This window comes from Acidithiobacillus thiooxidans ATCC 19377, assembly GCF_009662475.1.
Lineage (GTDB): Bacteria > Pseudomonadota > Gammaproteobacteria > Acidithiobacillales > Acidithiobacillaceae > Acidithiobacillus > Acidithiobacillus thiooxidans.
The window spans coordinates 2,907,296-2,922,216 of the sequence record NZ_CP045571.1 but is presented as its reverse complement, the minus strand read 5'-3'; the positions used below and the strand labels follow the sequence as shown (position 1 = coordinate 2,922,216).

The 14,921-nt window shown below is 56.4% G+C and carries 13 protein-coding genes and 1 pseudogene; 13 read left to right on the top strand and 1 reads right to left on the bottom strand.

All coding sequences use genetic code 11. The features are described 5' to 3' along the window. Nucleotides 1-12: 12 nt before the first annotated feature. From GCD22_RS15370 to rpoS, 8 genes and pseudogenes are all read left to right on the top strand, one after another. A pseudogene (locus tag GCD22_RS15370) lies at nucleotides 13-576 on the top strand (DUF3833 family protein); the annotation flags it as partial. Then, nucleotides 573-1,343 carry an SDR family NAD(P)-dependent oxidoreductase gene (locus GCD22_RS15365; RefSeq protein WP_031571320.1) on the top strand — a complete coding sequence of 257 codons (771 nt, stop codon included), beginning with the start codon at nucleotides 573-575 and terminating at the stop codon, nucleotides 1,341-1,343. The pseudogene GCD22_RS15370 and the gene GCD22_RS15365, both read left to right, overlap by 4 nt. Before the next feature lie 177 nt (nucleotides 1,344-1,520). After that, a complete protein-coding gene (locus tag GCD22_RS15360) occupies nucleotides 1,521-2,684 on the top strand; it encodes a cation diffusion facilitator family transporter (RefSeq protein WP_031571322.1) in 1,164 nt (387 codons plus the stop codon). A 169-nt stretch (nucleotides 2,685-2,853) separates the two neighbouring features. Then, on the top strand, nucleotides 2,854-4,269 hold the full coding sequence (gene glnA / locus GCD22_RS15355) for a glutamate--ammonia ligase (protein ID WP_031571324.1): 1,416 nt from the start codon (nucleotides 2,854-2,856) through the stop codon (nucleotides 4,267-4,269). Between the two features lie 137 nt (nucleotides 4,270-4,406). After that, complete coding sequence (locus GCD22_RS15350) at nucleotides 4,407-4,970, top strand: DUF4124 domain-containing protein (protein WP_031571326.1); 564 nt, start codon at nucleotides 4,407-4,409, stop codon at nucleotides 4,968-4,970. A 99-nt stretch (nucleotides 4,971-5,069) separates the two neighbouring features. Beyond that, entirely contained in the window at nucleotides 5,070-5,828 is a 759-nt protein-coding gene (surE, locus tag GCD22_RS15345; RefSeq protein ID WP_010641154.1) for a 5'/3'-nucleotidase SurE, read from the top strand. After that, a complete protein-coding gene (locus tag GCD22_RS15340; RefSeq protein ID WP_024894773.1) occupies nucleotides 5,804-6,499 on the top strand; it encodes a protein-L-isoaspartate(D-aspartate) O-methyltransferase in 696 nt (231 codons plus the stop codon). The genes surE and GCD22_RS15340 overlap by 25 nt, the downstream gene beginning before the upstream one ends. Nucleotides 6,500-6,501: 2 nt before the next feature. Further along, nucleotides 6,502-7,437, top strand: coding sequence for an RNA polymerase sigma factor RpoS (gene rpoS, locus GCD22_RS15335; protein WP_031571328.1), 936 nt, complete (start codon nucleotides 6,502-6,504; stop codon nucleotides 7,435-7,437). A gap of 243 nt (nucleotides 7,438-7,680) precedes the next feature. Here the strand turns inward: rpoS and GCD22_RS15330 are convergent, their stop codons facing one another. Then, nucleotides 7,681-8,055 (bottom strand): Mth938-like domain-containing protein, encoded by a 375-nt coding sequence (locus GCD22_RS15330; RefSeq protein WP_010637117.1) that lies wholly within the window; start codon nucleotides 8,053-8,055, stop codon nucleotides 7,681-7,683. A gap of 95 nt (nucleotides 8,056-8,150) precedes the next feature. On the opposite strand from GCD22_RS15330, the gene alaC reads away from it, so the two are divergent. The 5 genes from alaC (at nucleotide 8,151) to GCD22_RS15305 (ending at nucleotide 14,677) form a co-directional block, all read left to right on the top strand. Next, nucleotides 8,151-9,332 carry an alanine transaminase gene (gene alaC / locus GCD22_RS15325; protein WP_031571331.1) on the top strand — a complete coding sequence of 394 codons (1,182 nt, stop codon included), beginning with the start codon at nucleotides 8,151-8,153 and terminating at the stop codon, nucleotides 9,330-9,332. An 11-nt stretch (nucleotides 9,333-9,343) separates the two neighbouring features. Continuing rightward, nucleotides 9,344-10,654, top strand: a complete 1,311-nt coding sequence (locus GCD22_RS15320) for a homoserine dehydrogenase (RefSeq protein WP_024894807.1) — start codon at nucleotides 9,344-9,346, stop codon at nucleotides 10,652-10,654. Nucleotides 10,655-10,697: 43 nt separating this feature from the next. Beyond that, nucleotides 10,698-11,828, top strand: a complete 1,131-nt coding sequence (thrC, locus tag GCD22_RS15315) for a threonine synthase (RefSeq protein ID WP_031571334.1) — start codon at nucleotides 10,698-10,700, stop codon at nucleotides 11,826-11,828. Further along, a complete protein-coding gene (locus tag GCD22_RS15310; protein ID WP_031571336.1) occupies nucleotides 11,828-12,793 on the top strand; it encodes a hypothetical protein in 966 nt (321 codons plus the stop codon). The genes thrC and GCD22_RS15310 overlap by 1 nt, the downstream gene beginning before the upstream one ends. 84 nt (nucleotides 12,794-12,877) lie before the next feature. Next, nucleotides 12,878-14,677 (top strand): single-stranded-DNA-specific exonuclease RecJ, encoded by a 1,800-nt coding sequence (locus tag GCD22_RS15305; protein ID WP_031571339.1) that lies wholly within the window; start codon nucleotides 12,878-12,880, stop codon nucleotides 14,675-14,677. The last annotated feature ends 244 nt before the right edge of the window (nucleotides 14,678-14,921 follow it).

The following is a 14,921-nucleotide window of genomic DNA, read 5'->3' as shown; positions in this document are numbered from 1 at the left end:
AATTCCAGTGACAGGCGCGCTATGAAACAATACGAATCATCACTTCCGGTATTTCATATCAATCAATTTTTTAATGGTCCTGCGGTGGCTACGGGAGTTTTCCAAGACCGCTCGGGTAAGGTGGTCAATCGCTTTATCATGTATTTATTGGGGACGTGGCAGACTGATTCTGTCGGTTCCCTGAGCGAAAAATTTCTGTTTCTGGATAATGACGGTAAGGCCAGTCACGCTGAGCGTTTGTGGCAATTGCAGGTAACTGGTGCCCATAAATTTACCGCCACTGCACAAGGTTCTGCAGGGGATATTGTGGGGCTTGCTCAGGGAGAAGCCGAAGGCTTTGCCATGCGCTGGCGATATACGGTAAGGCAACCGGTGGGTAAACGGTTTTTCAATTTGCGGGTGGACGACTGGATGTATTTGATTGATAAAGATCATGTTGTTAACCGGAGCAAAATGCGCTTTTTAGGCTTTTTTGTGGGTGACGTGAGTATAGAAATCCATCGCTTGGCGGATACGCCTGAAAATCGTAAAACTATGCTGCAGTTACCGCGTGTGGGCGATGCGGTGCCCGTATGAGCGATAAGTCCTATTGGCAGGGTAAACGTTGCTGGTTGATCGGGGCCAGTACGGGAATCGGTGCTGCCTGCGCCGCAGCACTGAATGCCCAAGGTGCCCGGCTGGCGCTGACGGCGCGCAATCCAGCCAAGCTTGCGGACTTGGCCGCCAAGCTGGGTAACGATAACACCCTGGTTTGCCCCGCCGATGTGACGACTCCGGAGGAACTACACAAAGCCTATACAGATATTCGCGAACAATGGGGCGGTCTGGATGTGCTGCTGTTTCTTGCCGGCACCTATCAGGCCGCGCGGAGCTGGGAACTCAACCCGGACCAGGCCCGTCAGGCCATCAGCACCAATTATCTGGGCGCGGTAGATGCGGTACATACGGTACTTGCCGATTGGCTCGCGGCCGGACAGGGGCAGATCGTCCTGACTTCCAGTGTGGCTGGTCTGCGCGGTTTACCCCAGTCTTTATATTACGGACCCAGCAAGGCGGCACTGACCCATTTCGCCGAAGTCCTGCATCTGGATCTGGAAGCCAAGGGGATCAAGGTTCAGGTCATTCATCCCGGTTTTGTTGCAACGCCCCTGACCGCGCACAACGACTTTCCCATGCCCAATTTAATCAGCCCCGAACAGGCAGCCACGGAAATTCTGGCGGGTATGGAAAGCAGCGCGTTTGAAATTCACTTTCCCCGCGCCTTTACCCGCAAGCTCAAATTTCTGCGCTGCCTGCCCTATCGCTGGTATTTTTCGTTGATTCATCGTTTTACGGGGCTGTAGAAAAACGGCGTCAAAAGCCAAGGACCAGCAAAAGCCCTTCATCAACAATGACGGTTGAAATGTTGCAACCGGCCAAAGCCAACCAGTAATCCCCACTTATCCCGCACACCCATTTCCGGCTATCATGTCGCCACCAAAGCACCAGAAGTGTCCCAACAACATCAGAGGTCAGGAAGCGTGACAGAAACCATCAGCCGCAGTGATCGCGGTAAAAAGAATATGCGGGTGACCCTGATGGGGGCAGGGACCAATTTGGTGCTGTTTTTTACCAAATTGGCGGGGGGCATTTTCGGCCACTCCGATGCTTTGGTGGCCGATGCGGTGCATTCTTTATCTGATCTGCTTTCGGATTTGGGCCTGATTCTGGCCATGCATTTCAGCAGCCAGCCGCCGGATCAGGAACATCCATACGGGCATGAGCGTTTCGAGACGCTGGCGGCGCTTGGCACGGGTACGCTGCTGGCGCTGAATGGCACGGGTATTGGCTATGAGGCTGTGCAACGTCTGGTGATTGGACATTACGGGATGCCTGCGGTCTGGACTTTGTATATTGCCGCCTTTGCCATTTTCGCCAAGGAAACCCTCTATCAGATTACCATTCGGGTGGCGCGTAAAACCCGCTCGGCAGCGTTACGGGCCAATGCCTGGGATCATCGTACCGATGCGATTTCCAGCGTCATTGTGTTGATTGGTATTGGCGGAAGCCTTCTGGGTGCCCCTTATCTGGATTCGGTGGTGGCTCTGATTGTGGCCTTGATGGTGTTGCGCATTGGCCTGGTGACCGCCTGGGAGGCATTGCAGGAACTGGCAGACCGGGGGCTGGACGATGCAGTTTTGGCGCAAATTCGCGAGGTGATTCTGGGTTGCGAAGGCGTGCGCGACCTGCACCTGCTCAAGACACGCAAGGTCGGGCATCAGGCTCTGGCTGAGGTGCATCTGCAAGTGACTAACCCGCTACTGAGTGTCTCCGAGGGGCACCAGATTGCCGAGCGGGTGCGTATGTCCCTGTTGCAGGCGGTAGATGATCTGGTGGACGCCACCATTCATATTGATAGTGAAAATGACGAAGAGGGTGGTGCGGTGCTGCCGCCGCGCAGTGTCATTGATGAAAAGGTGGAATCCGTATTGCTGGCCCGTAATTTGCCTTTACCTCAACAAATGACCTTGCATTATCTGAAAGATGGTGTGGTGATTTGCCTGCGTTATCCTTTTCCGCCTGCGGCGAGTCTGGAGAGTCTGCAAGCGCAGGAAAAACAGATTCAGGAAGCCTTGCAGGGAAAGGTTTCCGGCCTGCAGCGGGTAGATGTCGCCTGGCAGACGTCTGCCACGGAGAAGGAATGAGCGGTTGTGCACAATGTTGGTGCAAAGCGTTTGATTGCACTGTTATGGGGTGCTAATTTGGTGCAATAATCCACCAGGATTCTGTGGGTGCTTCATTTGAAAGTGGTATCAGTTTTGCATGCTTAATGGTATTCAGGTCGTACATATTTCTTGATTGGAGGAGAAGCAGATGGGTCACAGCCCGAAAGATGTGCTGAAATTGATTAAAGAAAAAGACGTCAAATTTATTGATTTCCGTTTCACCGACACCAAGGGCAAGGAGCAGCATGTTTCTGTGCCTTCCCACACCATGGAAGAAGATACTTTTGTAGAAGGCAAGGCCTTCGATGGTTCTTCCATTGCCGGCTGGAAAGGGATCAATGAATCCGACATGATTCTGCTGCCTGATCCTGATTCCGCCGTGCTCGATCCCTTTACCGACGAAGCGACCCTGAACATTCGTTGTGACGTCATCGAACCAGCTACCGGTCAGGGTTATGAGCGCGATCCGCGTTCAGTGGCTAAACGTGCCGAAGCCTATTTGAAAAGTACTGGCATTGCCGATACTGCTTATTTTGGCCCCGAAAATGAATTTTTTGTCTTCGATTCCGTGACCTGGAATATCGACATGAGTGGCTGCGGTTACAAGGTCGATGCGGAAGAAGCTGCCTGGAATTCCGGTAAGGAATATGAATCCGGCAACATGGGCCATCGTCCCGGTGTGAAGGGCGGATATTTTCCGGTACCTCCGGTGGATTCTGCTCAGGATCTGCGTTCAGCCATGTGTCTGGCGCTAGAGGAAATGGGTCTGAAGGTCGAAGTCCATCACCACGAAGTGGCTACCGCCGGTCAGCATGAAATTGGTGTGGGCTTCAGCACCCTGACCCGCAAAGCCGACGAAGTACAGATTCTGAAATATGTGATTCACAATGTCGCTGCGGCTTATGGTCAGACCGCAACCTTCATGCCCAAGCCCATTGTCGGTGACAACGGTAGTGGCATGCACGTCCATCAGTCGCTGGCCAAGGACGGCAAAAACCTGTTTTCGGGTGATTTGTACGGTGGTTTGTCGGAACTGGCCATTTATTACATTGGCGGTATCATCAAGCACGCCAAGGCCATCAATGCGCTGACCAATCCCAGCACCAACAGTTACAAGCGTTTGGTCCCCCACTATGAAGCGCCGGTGTTGCTGGCCTATTCGGCAAAAAACCGCTCTGCTTCCATTCGTATTCCTTTCGTCAATAGCCCCAAGGCGCGGCGTATTGAAGTCCGCTTCCCGGATTCCACGGCCAACCCCTACCTGGCTTTTGCGGCGATGATGATGGCCGGTCTGGATGGTATTCAGAACAAGATTCATCCCGGCGATGCCATGGACAAGAACCTCTATGATCTGCCCGCCGAAGAGCAGTCCAATATTCCGGGCGTGGCCGCTTCTCTGGAAGAAGCTTTGCGCGCTTTGGAAGCGGACCATGAGTTCCTGATGAAGGGTGGCGTATTCAGCCAGAGCTGGCTGGAAGGTTATCTGGATGTGAAATGGGCGGAAGTGCAGGCTCTGCGCGTCACTACCCATCCGGTAGAATTCCAGATGTACTACAGCCTCTGAGCTCATGGCGGGCGGGTGGCCCGCTGATTTGCACAGTGAAAGGCCTCGCAGCATGCGGGGCCTTTTTATTACTGCGCCTTGACAATCATGAGCGGGGCGACCATATAAGTTGCGCTGGATGATGGGGAGATCGGTTGATGAAAAATGCAAGTATTTTTGGTGGAGCAGGCACTTTCGTGCGCCGCAGTGTGATGATGACTTTGCTGCTGGCCGGAACTTTCAGTGTGCTTGCCAACGCAGAAACCATATACCGCTGGGTGGGTAGCAACGGTGTGGTGAGTTACGGAGAAAATCCGCCCGCAGGCGCCCAGGGGGTTGAGCAAATTGCCGGTGCGCCTCAGCAATCGGTGAGTACGCCTGCAGAGGTTCAGCGCCCTCCGGAAGCGGCACCGAATGTTCAGCCCGGAGTAGACAAGCCGGAGCTGAATGCGAGTAATCCTGCCCGTAAACGGCTGGAAGCCGAATTGGCGGCGGCGCGTCTGCAGTTGCTGCAGGCGACCCATAATTATCAACAGGGCAAAGCTATCCGCACCGGTAATGAAAGAAATTATGCCCGTTATTTACAACGGGTAAATGGTCTGAAGCAGGAAGTGGATAATGCCCAAATGCGGGTTATGTTATTGCAGCACCAACTGGAACAGATTCCGGAAACGACCGCTCCAGCATCACCCTCACCCATGCAAGGGCATCAGGCGCACTGAGTCGGGTTGCGGTCTGGTCCCGATTGAGAATTGGGATAGACCGGTAACGCCCTCGTAGCTTAGTATATCAGCCTGGATAAAGGCCGTCAGGGAGATCAAATGCCACGTTTCTTGCTCAGTAACGATGACGGATATCTGGCACCGGGACTGGCAGCACTGGCTCAGGCAATCACTCCTCTCGGCGAAGTAGAGGTTCTGGCACCGGAGCAGGATCGCAGCGGCGCCAGTAATTCCCTGACCCTTGACCGCCCCCTGCGCATGCGTACCGGCCTCAATGGTTTTCACTATCTGGTCGGCGGTACCCCAACGGATTGCGTGCATCTGGCAGTGACTGGTCTTTTTGCCGAAGCCCCAGACATGGTGGTGTCCGGTATCAACCGGGGCGCCAACATGGGTGACGACGTGCTTTATTCCGGCACCGTCGCCGCAGCGACCGAAGGTCGTTTTCTGGGGCTGCCAGCCATTGCCGTCTCCCTCGCGGGTCGTGATTGCAGTCACTTTGAAACGGCGGCCAGAGTCGCTGCCACCCTGGTTACCGGCGTGCTCAGCCATGCGCTGCCCGCAGATACCATTCTCAATGTGAATGTGCCGGATTTGCCTTACGAACAATTGCGGGGCTTTGAAGTCACCCGTCTGGGGCGACGCCACAAAAGTGATATGGTGATTCCGGCTGCGGACCCGCGCGGTGATCCGGTCTACTGGATTGGTCCTTCCGGGCGGGAAGCAGACGCCGGGCCGGGTACGGATTTTGATGCGGTACGTCGGGGGTATGTCTCCATTACGCCCCTGGATCTGGATATGACCCGATACAATTTCCTGGAAGGCTTAAGTCAGTGGCTGCGCACTTGCCAGTCCTGAACCCGGAAGTAGGAATGATTTCTCCCCGCACCCGGGGGAGGATGGTGCTACGCCTGCGGGCGGCGGGTATTCGTGATGAACGCGTGCTGGATGTGATGAATCAGGTGCCGCGCCATCATTTTGTGGCCCAGGCCCTGGCGGGACGGGCCTACGAACTGGTCTCCCTGCCCATTGGTTATGGTCAGACCATCTCCCAGCCGTGGACTGTGGCGCGGATGATGGAGGCTATTCTCGAAAACAACCCGATTCCCCGACGCATTCTGGAAATCGGGACCGGTTCTGCTTATCAGACGGCGCTTCTTGCGGAACTGGGGGCGGAAGTATTTACTGTGGAACGCATTGGTCCCCTGCATCATCATGCGGACAAGGTGCTGAGCCGACTGGGTTATTCCCAGGTACATCTGTTGCATGGTGATGGTAGTGGCGGCTGGCCGGAGCAGGGGCCGTATGATGCCATTGTGATTACGGCGGCGGTTCCTTGCGCTTTGGCCCCCTTATATCGCCAGTTAAGGCCTGGCGGTCGTCTGGTGATGCCGGTGGAAGATCGGGGCAAGCAACATTTGCAGGTCAGCCATTGGGATGGTCATGAAGCCCGGATCAGTCATCTGGGTGACTGTTTTTTTGTTCCCTTACTGGCTGGTACGGTTTCATTAGCCTCTGGAGAGTGTTAAGCATGAACGACGCGATCAGAGAAGAGGAAGAAGATCTTTCCGTGGAGTCCGTGGATACGGCAGATGAGACGCCGGAAATTGCTGAGGAGGATTACGGCGAGGCCCCCGACTGGGATGCTACCCGCTGTTATCTGAGGGAAATCGGTCATAATCCGTTGCTGACGGCAGAGCAGGAAATTTCCCTGGGGCGGCTCGTTCAGGCGGGTGATGCGGCCGCGCGCAGCACCATGATAGAGAGTAACTTGCGTCTGGTGGTCAAATTGGCCAGACGTTACATCCACCGTGGTCTGCCTCTTCTGGATTTGATTGAAGAGGGGAATCTGGGCCTGATTCGTGCCGTGGAAAAATTTGATCCGGAAAAGGGTTTTCGTTTTTCGACCTACGCTACCTGGTGGATACGCCAGAATATCGAACGGGCCCTGATGAATCAGACACGCACCATTCGTCTGCCTATTCATGTGATGAAAGAACTGAGTAGCGTCTTGCGTGCAGCACGCTGTCTGGGCCAGACCCTGCAGCGTGATCCAACGGCTGAGGAAGTGGCGGCAGCCATGGATCGGCCTGTGGACGAAATTCGCGGCTGTCTGGAAAATGACGGCAAGGTGACCAGCCTCGATGTACCTCATGGTCGTGAATCTGAGCGCCCCCTGGCCGATGTTATTGCTGATATGGCAAATCCTGGCGTTGAAGCGGCTTTTGCTGAGCAGGATTTGTCCCTGCAGATTCATCACTGGATTGGATCCATGTCTGAAAAACATCGGCAGGTACTGTTCTGGCGCTTTGGTCTGGATGGTACGGAGGGGGCGACTCTGGAAGATGTCGGTAACCGTCTGGGTATCACCCGGGAGCGGGTGCGGCAAATCCAGGTGGAAGCCTTGCTGGCGTTACGTCACCGTATTGAAGAAGAAGGTCTGACCACAGAATCCCTGTTCGGCTGAAGCAGGCTTTCGCAGGCTCCGGCAGGCCGGTGGCGGTGAGGCTTTTTGCTCCAACGTCCCTTGCCTGTTGTTCTACGGCTCATCCTGCTGTCAGGAGAGAACTCGCCCTTTGGGCTCAAACAGCTCTCCTGACGGGCGCAGGATTTCACCAAGAACAACAACGGCGCGGGACAAAGTCGCTGCAAAGCCTCCCCGCCACCGGCCTGCCGGAGCCTGCTCTTGAAAACCGCTGGCCCAAAAATTTCAAGCCTCTGGATGCATCAGGGCGGCCAGCACCATGCGGTCTTCGGCCATTAAAATATTGTAGGTCCGACAGGCTGCGCTGGTATCCATGACTTCCACAGGAATGCCGGCATCGCGCAGGGCTGCCATCAGTTGCAAAGGAAAATGCTGTTTTTTACCGGTGCCCAGGAGCATGACGTCGGGCTTGCGGGCGAGCACTTCGTTAAAATGCTCCAGGCCGAGCCCTTCAGCACTTTCCGGTCCCCAGGGGCTCTGCAGCCAGTCCGCCGCTACCAACAATCCATGGCGGTAATGCTGGCCGCGTACCACGATGCCGTCTTGTCCATAGCCATTGATGAGATTGTATTGGGCGTCCTGTTGCAGGTGTAATTTCATGACTTTCCTCCATGATGCGGATTGACAGGCCAGCGTAGCCTCTCTATTGTTCTTCGGTTTCGGTATTCACGACAACCCTTGAAGGCCTGTGTCCCATGAACAGTGATTTTGAACGTATCCGCCGTTTGCCCCCTTACGTGTTTAATATTGTCACTGACCTGAAAAATCAGGCCCGTAAGCGCGGTGAGGATATTATCGACTTTGGTATGGGAAATCCCGACCAGCCCACGCCCCAGAATATTGTCGATAAGCTCTGCGAGACCGCCCAGCGCGGGGATACCCATCGTTACAGCGTATCCCGGGGTATTCCCCGGCTGCGGCGCGCTATCACGACCTGGTACGAACAGCGCTTCGGGGTGGCTCTTGATCCTGAATCAGAGGCCATAGTGACCATTGGCTCCAAGGAAGGTATTGCGCATCTGGCCCTGGCTACCATGGGCCCCGGGGATACGGTGCTGGTTCCCAGTCCGACTTATCCCATACATCCCTACGGTTTTGTGATTGCCGGCGCAGACGTGCGCCATGTGCCGATGCTGCCGGGCGTGGATTTTTTCGAAGAACTGGAAAAGGCCGTCAAGGCCGCCTGGCCCAAGCCGAAAATGCTGGTCATCAATTTCCCGCATAATCCGACGGCAGCGGTGGTCGATCTGGATTTCTTCAGGCGGATTGTGGAGTTTGCCAAGGAGCATCGCATCTGGGTGGTGCATGATCTGGCTTATGCTGACATCGTCTTTGATGGCTATAAGGCGCCCAGCTTTTTGCAGGTGCCGGGGGCCAAAGATGTGGGGGTGGAATTTTTCACACTGTCCAAGAGCTATAACATGCCCGGCTGGCGGGTCGGCTTTGCCGTAGGTAATCCCAAGCTGGTGGGTGCCCTGGCGCGCATGAAAAGCTATCTGGATTACGGCACCTTCACCCCCATTCAGGTGGCGGCCATTACGGCACTGGAAGGTCCTCAGGATTGTGTGGAAGACATTCGCCTGATGTATGAACAACGCCGCGATGTGCTTTGCGAGGGGCTGGATGCAGCAGGTTGGGTGGTGGAAAAGCCCATGGCAACCATGTTTGTCTGGGCGCGTATTCCGGAAAATCTGCGCAAAATGGGTTCGCTGGAGTTTTCCAAGCTGGTGTTGGACCGGGCCAAGGTGGCGGTCAGTCCCGGTATTGGCTTTGGTGAACTGGGTGACGAATATGTGCGTTTTGGTCTGGTGGAAAACGAACATCGTACCCGTCAGGCCATCCGTGGAATCAAACAAATGTTCCGTGAGGATTTATGATGAGCGACAGCATGGATCCTGTGCGTATTGGTATTCTGGGAATGGGCACTGTCGGTCAGGGCACGGTGCGGGTGCTGGCACGTAATGCCGAAGAAATCACCCGTCGGGTCGGTCGGGATTTACGGGTAGTCCATGCTGCGGTGCGTAATCCGGCGCGTCTGGAAGCATTGGACCTGCAGGCGCGGATCAGCACCGATCCCTGGGCCGTGGTGCGCGATCCGGAAGTGGATGTGCTGGTGGAAGTCATGGGCGGTACGGGGCTGGCCAGGGAACTGATTCTGGCAGCTATTGCCGCAGGCAAGCATGTGGTGACAGCCAATAAAGCCCTGCTGGCTGAACATGGTAACGAAATTTTTGCCGCCGCCCAGCAACAGGGGGTGATGGTGGCCTTTGAAGCAGCCGTAGCCGGAGCCATTCCGATTATCAAAGCCATCCGCGAAGGTTTGGCAGGTAACCGCATTCAATGGCTGGCGGGTATCATCAACGGCACCAGTAACTATATTCTGACCCAGATGTTCCGTGAAGGCTGGGATTTTCAGCAGGCGCTGACCGAGGCCCAGCGCCTGGGCTACGCCGAAGCGGACCCCGGACTGGATGTGGACGGGGGAGATGCAGCCCACAAAATCACGCTGATGGCCTCCATCGCTTTCGGCATCCCGGTGGACTTCGCTCACTGCCATGTCGAGGGCATTCGTGCTCTGGAGCGGGATGATGTGGTGTATGCAGCAGAACTCGGTTATCGCATCAAGCTGCTGGGTATCTCCCGGCGTCGCGCCGATGGTGTGGAACTGCGCGTTCATCCGACCCTGATTCCCGAAAGTCATTTGCTGGCCAATGTCGAAGGACCCTTCAACGCCATTCTCGTCGAAAGCGATGCGGCCGGACAGAGCCTGTATTACGGGCGCGGTGCGGGCGGTGATCCTACGGCCAGCGCGGTGGTGGCTGATCTGGTGGATGTGGCCCGGACGATGACGGCCGACCCCAGCAACCGCGTGCCGCATCTGGCCTTTCAGCCGGATGCCTTGAGTGCCTTGCCGCTGCTGCCCATGGCCGAAGTGGAGAGCGCTTACTATTTGCGCATTCATGCCCATAATCGTGCTGGTGTTTTAGCCCAGGTGGCGACCATGCTGGCGGAACACCAGATTTCCATTGAGGCTTTGCTGCAAAAAGAATCGCCGGAAGCCGATACGGTTCCTATCGTTCTGTTGCTGCACCGTTGCCGTGAAGGCGATCTGGAGCAGGCTATCCGCCGGATTGAAGCCCTTCCGGTAGTGGCTCGTCCCGTTTTACGGCTGCGTGTCGAAAGTCTGGCCGAACAGTGAATCCGCTTTCCGAATCCATTTTTTATTGCTTCAGGAATTAGTTATGACGCGTTACACCGGTATTATTGATCGTTACCGTGATTTTTTGCCTCTGGCCCCGGATACCCAGGCAGTCAGCCTCGGTGAGGGGAATACACCGCTCATCGAATGTCTGAATCTTCCGCGCCAATTGGGGGTGGATATCCGCTTGTTTCTCAAATTCGAAGGGCTGAATCCCACCGGTTCTTTCAAGGATCGGGGCATGACCATGGCGGTGACCAAGGCCAAGGAAGATGGCAGTGAGATGGTCATCTGCGCTTCTACGGGAAATACTTCTGCGGCTGCAGCGGCCTATGCTGCGCGGGCCGGAATGCAGGCTTTTGTGGTGATCCCGGAAGGGAAAATTGCTTTGGGCAAGTTATCTCAGGCCATGATGCACGGCGCGTTGGTCTTGCAAATTCGCGGCAATTTTGACGAAGGCATGCAGATTGTGCAGGAAGTGGCTGCCAATGCGCCCATTACCCTGGTCAATTCCGTGAACCCCTACCGTCTGCAGGGACAGAAAACCGCTGCCTTTGAAATTATCGAGGCCTTGGGCGAGGCGCCTGATTATCACGTATTGCCAGTAGGTAATGCGGGTAATATTACCGCGCACTGGATGGGTTATTGCGAAGCCACCGATGGCCGTGCTGATGTCTCTCAGGTGTTGACCACGGCCTGCAAATTCTGCAACGGGGTGTGTCGCTATGGTCATGGCAAACCCGGAAAACGTCCGAAGATGCTCGGTTTTCAGGCAGAGGGCAGCGCGCCGTTTATGGCCGGTGAGTTTGTGAAAAATCCGGAAACCATTGCGACGGCCATTCGTATCGGGCATCCCATGTCCTGGGATCAGGCGCATCGGGTGCAGGAAGAAAGTGGTGGCTGGTTTGGCAGCCACAGCGATGCTCAAATCCTCGAAGCCCAGCGCTGGTTAGCCAAATTTGAAGGCGTGTTTTGTGAGCCTGCCTCCGCCACTTCGGTGGCGGGCGTTGTTGCTGCTGCCCGCGCCGGAAAAATCGAGGCGGGGGCTACGGTGGTTTGTACGCTTACCGGACATGGTCTCAAGGATCCCGACACGGCCATTTCCCAGGGCGGCGAGGTGGTGACCGTCAATGCCACTCTGGATGCGGTACAGCGCGCCATACTGGATCGCTGATGGCCGATGTCTGCCTCTGGCTGTCGGGGTTGCACGGCATGCCGGAGGAGGACCTGGGCGCAGTATTACCGCGCTACTGGGGGCGTGGGCAGCGCACCCGATTGGTAGCGGAATCTTCTCTGGAAGTGGCCGGTCGTTTGCTGGGATTTGCCGGAGCACTCCCGGCGGCGGCGCTCCTGGCAGAAGCCGAAGGGATAAATACCGCCGGACATTGGGTCATTGCTCTGGAGCCGGTAGCTTTTCGCGGTCAGGCAGGGCGGGCGGTATTGCAGCCGTTGCCGGGTCTGGAAGAAAGTGATGCGGTGGCGTTGTTTGACGCTGCGGTCGAATTTTTGGCAGAAACACCCTGGATTTTAAAGCGTGGAGCGCGGCGCTGGTATGTGCTGAGCAGTACAAGTCCCGATCTGCACTGTCCTGATCCGGAACAGGTGTGGGGCCGTGAGCCTCTGGCTTTGCAGGTCACCGGGGCGGATGCCCGGCGCTGGAATGCCTTTCTCAATGAATTGCAGATGTTTCTGGCGGCCCATCCCGTCAATCAGGATATCCATGCAGTGGGAATGGAATCCTGGTGTTTGTTCTGGGCCTGGGGGGAGGGTTGCTTGCCGGAACAGCGTCCGCTGACAAAGTGGCAAAGTTTGGCGGCGGAGGCCGATTATCTGCAGGCCGCTGCTGCCTGGCTTGGGTTACCGCTCGCTTATCCTAAAGCACTGCAAGCAGCCGGTAAACTTCCCGATAATCTGCTCTGGGTCTGGTCCGGAGCCTGGTTGTATCCCGATGCCGCAAAATCATTCGCGGCGCTGCATCCTGCCCTGCAAAACTTCTGGCGCCGGGGTGGAACTCTGCAATGTTTGACCGGCGTGCTCGCCCATGGTGGGGTGGAGCGACTGACCCTGCGCAGTGCTGATCGCTGGCGCTTCTGGCGCAGGCTAGCCCGACCGGGTCATGCGCTTCCGGGAGTCTGGTGAATGGCTGTGAAAATACCCGAGGCGGGCGTGGTCAAAGGAGCGCGATAAGTTGCACGGAGTCAATCAGAACAAGAGTAGCGCGTGATGCCAGAACCCATAAAAATCATCGACAGGCCATTGTCACAAGATGTTTTTAATGCGGCAGTAGCGGCTGGTTATACGCCACTCCAATCGCGTATCATCGCCGGTCGATTGGGTGATGAGGATGCGGGAAGGGTGGGATTGCTTGTGCGCCCGCCGCTGAGTGCGCTCGATCCACCAGACCGTTTACCCGACATCAACGTCGCCGCTGAGGCTGTAGCAAGGGCTGTGAAACAAGGGTTGCCGTTGATTCTGCTGTCGGACTTCGACTGTGATGGAGCGTCCGGGCACGCGGTGCTGAAGTTTGCGTTGCGTGACTACTTCGGTGTGCCCGAACACCGGATACACAGCTACATCGGCCATCGCCTGCGGGAAGGGTATGGCGTATCGGAAAGCGTCACCCAGCGGATTCTGGACTCGGCACCGCGTCCTGCACTTGTCATTACTGCGGACCAGGGCAGTTCGGACCATGATCGCATCAAGAAGCTCCGCGATCATGGTCTGACGACAATAGTGACGGACCACCATGGGGTTCCAGAGCAAGGCCCGCCGCACGCCGCCATCGCCTGTGTCAATCCCGTCCGCACGGATTCAAGCTTTGCCGACCCCTACATCGCGGGCGTGCATGTGGCCTGGCTACTCTGCTGTGCTGTACGGCAAAAGCTCATCGACTGGGGGCACCTTCCGGCCAATGCGCCCCGTCTGGGCGGTCTCCTCGACCTGGTTGCGCTGGGAACCATGGCGGATTGTGTTGATCTGGCCCGCTCGGCGAATAATCGTGCGGTTCTGACACGCGGCCTCGCATTGATGAACGTACCGGAGGCGCGACCTGTGTGGCGTGCCCTGTACAAGGTCTCTCGTTGCAGCGGCCCGATTACAGCGGCGACATTGAGTTTTACCTTCGGGCCGATCATCAATGCCCGGGGCAGGCTGGATTGCGCACTGGGGGCCGTCGACCTGTTGATGTGCGACGACGAGGCGGAAGCCATACGCCTGGCGCATGTTTTGGTGGAGCACAATAGCGAGCGCAAGCGGGTCCAATCCAAGATGCTGCGCCGTATCCTGCCATTGGCGGAGGAGCAGGCGGTGGACGGGGCTATGGCCATTACCGTGTTCGATCCGGAAGGGCATCCGGGCGTACATGGGGTCTGCGCTGCCCGTCTGGTGGAAGCCTATGGACGGCCTGCTGCCTATTTCTCGCCCAAGCAGGAAAGCGAGCATATCACCGCTTCGCTGCGCACCGTGCCTGGATTTCATATACGCAACGCGCTGGCAGGGATTGCAGAATCCTATCCGGACGACTTCGTTGCCTGGGGCGGTCATGCCGGTGCTGGCGGCGTCACCTTGAAACGTGAGGGGTTTGATCGTTTCGCGACAGCCTTCAATGCAGCTGCAACCCGTGCCCTGGCAGCGTGGACCCCGGGCCCCCGGATACTGAGTGATGGGGCGCTCGAACAGCTCCCAAGTTTGGAACTGCTCAAAGAGTTCGCGCTGTTGGAGCCTTTCGGTCGGCAATGGGAGGCGCCCGTCTTCTGTACGGAAGGTCAGATTCTCAGTGTGCGTCCCGTCGGGGATGGCACCCACCTCAAATTGTTGCTGGGCATCGGGCCAAATCGATTCGATGCCATCTGGTTTGGGGCGGTTCGTGATGGAGTGTGTCCCGTGGAAACGGGGCAGCTTGTCCGGGTAACTTTCGAGCTGGAGGCCAATACCTTCAGAGACGAGACGTCCTTGCAATTGCGCGTCCGCCATGCGGTGGTTATTGCAGGGAAACCGGTGATGGTTCAGCGAGTCGCTACATGAATGCAGTAGAAGTAGTATTACCCAAACCCGCTTTTCAAGCCTCAACTCTTGGGAATATGTGCCTCACGCATTAAGGAGAGCAGCTCCTCACTGGAAGGAAATGTTGTGCCCTCTCCGCCGTCGGTAAGCACACCTTCGGCCAAGGCACGTTTTTCACGGTTGTCAAACAGCGCTGGTGATTAGCCATTTTTCAGCAGAAATCAGCGTTTAGATTGTTCCCCTTTTGGAACCTCGGTATTTCGCT

Coding starts and splice junctions, on each gene's coding strand:
- GCD22_RS15365 (WP_031571320.1), top strand. CDS start 573: ATGAGCGATAAGTCCTATTGGCAGGGTAAACGTTGCTGGTTGATCGGG.
- glnA (WP_031571324.1), top strand. CDS start 2,854: ATGGGTCACAGCCCGAAAGATGTGCTGAAATTGATTAAAGAAAAAGAC.
- GCD22_RS15350 (WP_031571326.1), top strand. CDS start 4,407: ATGAAAAATGCAAGTATTTTTGGTGGAGCAGGCACTTTCGTGCGCCGC.
- surE (WP_010641154.1), top strand. CDS start 5,070: ATGCCACGTTTCTTGCTCAGTAACGATGACGGATATCTGGCACCGGGA.
- rpoS (WP_031571328.1), top strand. CDS start 6,502: ATGAACGACGCGATCAGAGAAGAGGAAGAAGATCTTTCCGTGGAGTCC.
- GCD22_RS15330 (WP_010637117.1), bottom strand. CDS start 8,055: ATGAAATTACACCTGCAACAGGACGCCCAATACAATCTCATCAATGGC.
- alaC (WP_031571331.1), top strand. CDS start 8,151: ATGAACAGTGATTTTGAACGTATCCGCCGTTTGCCCCCTTACGTGTTT.
- GCD22_RS15320 (WP_024894807.1), top strand. CDS start 9,344: ATGGATCCTGTGCGTATTGGTATTCTGGGAATGGGCACTGTCGGTCAG.
- thrC (WP_031571334.1), top strand. CDS start 10,698: ATGACGCGTTACACCGGTATTATTGATCGTTACCGTGATTTTTTGCCT.
- GCD22_RS15310 (WP_031571336.1), top strand. CDS start 11,828: ATGGCCGATGTCTGCCTCTGGCTGTCGGGGTTGCACGGCATGCCGGAG.
- GCD22_RS15305 (WP_031571339.1), top strand. CDS start 12,878: ATGCCAGAACCCATAAAAATCATCGACAGGCCATTGTCACAAGATGTT.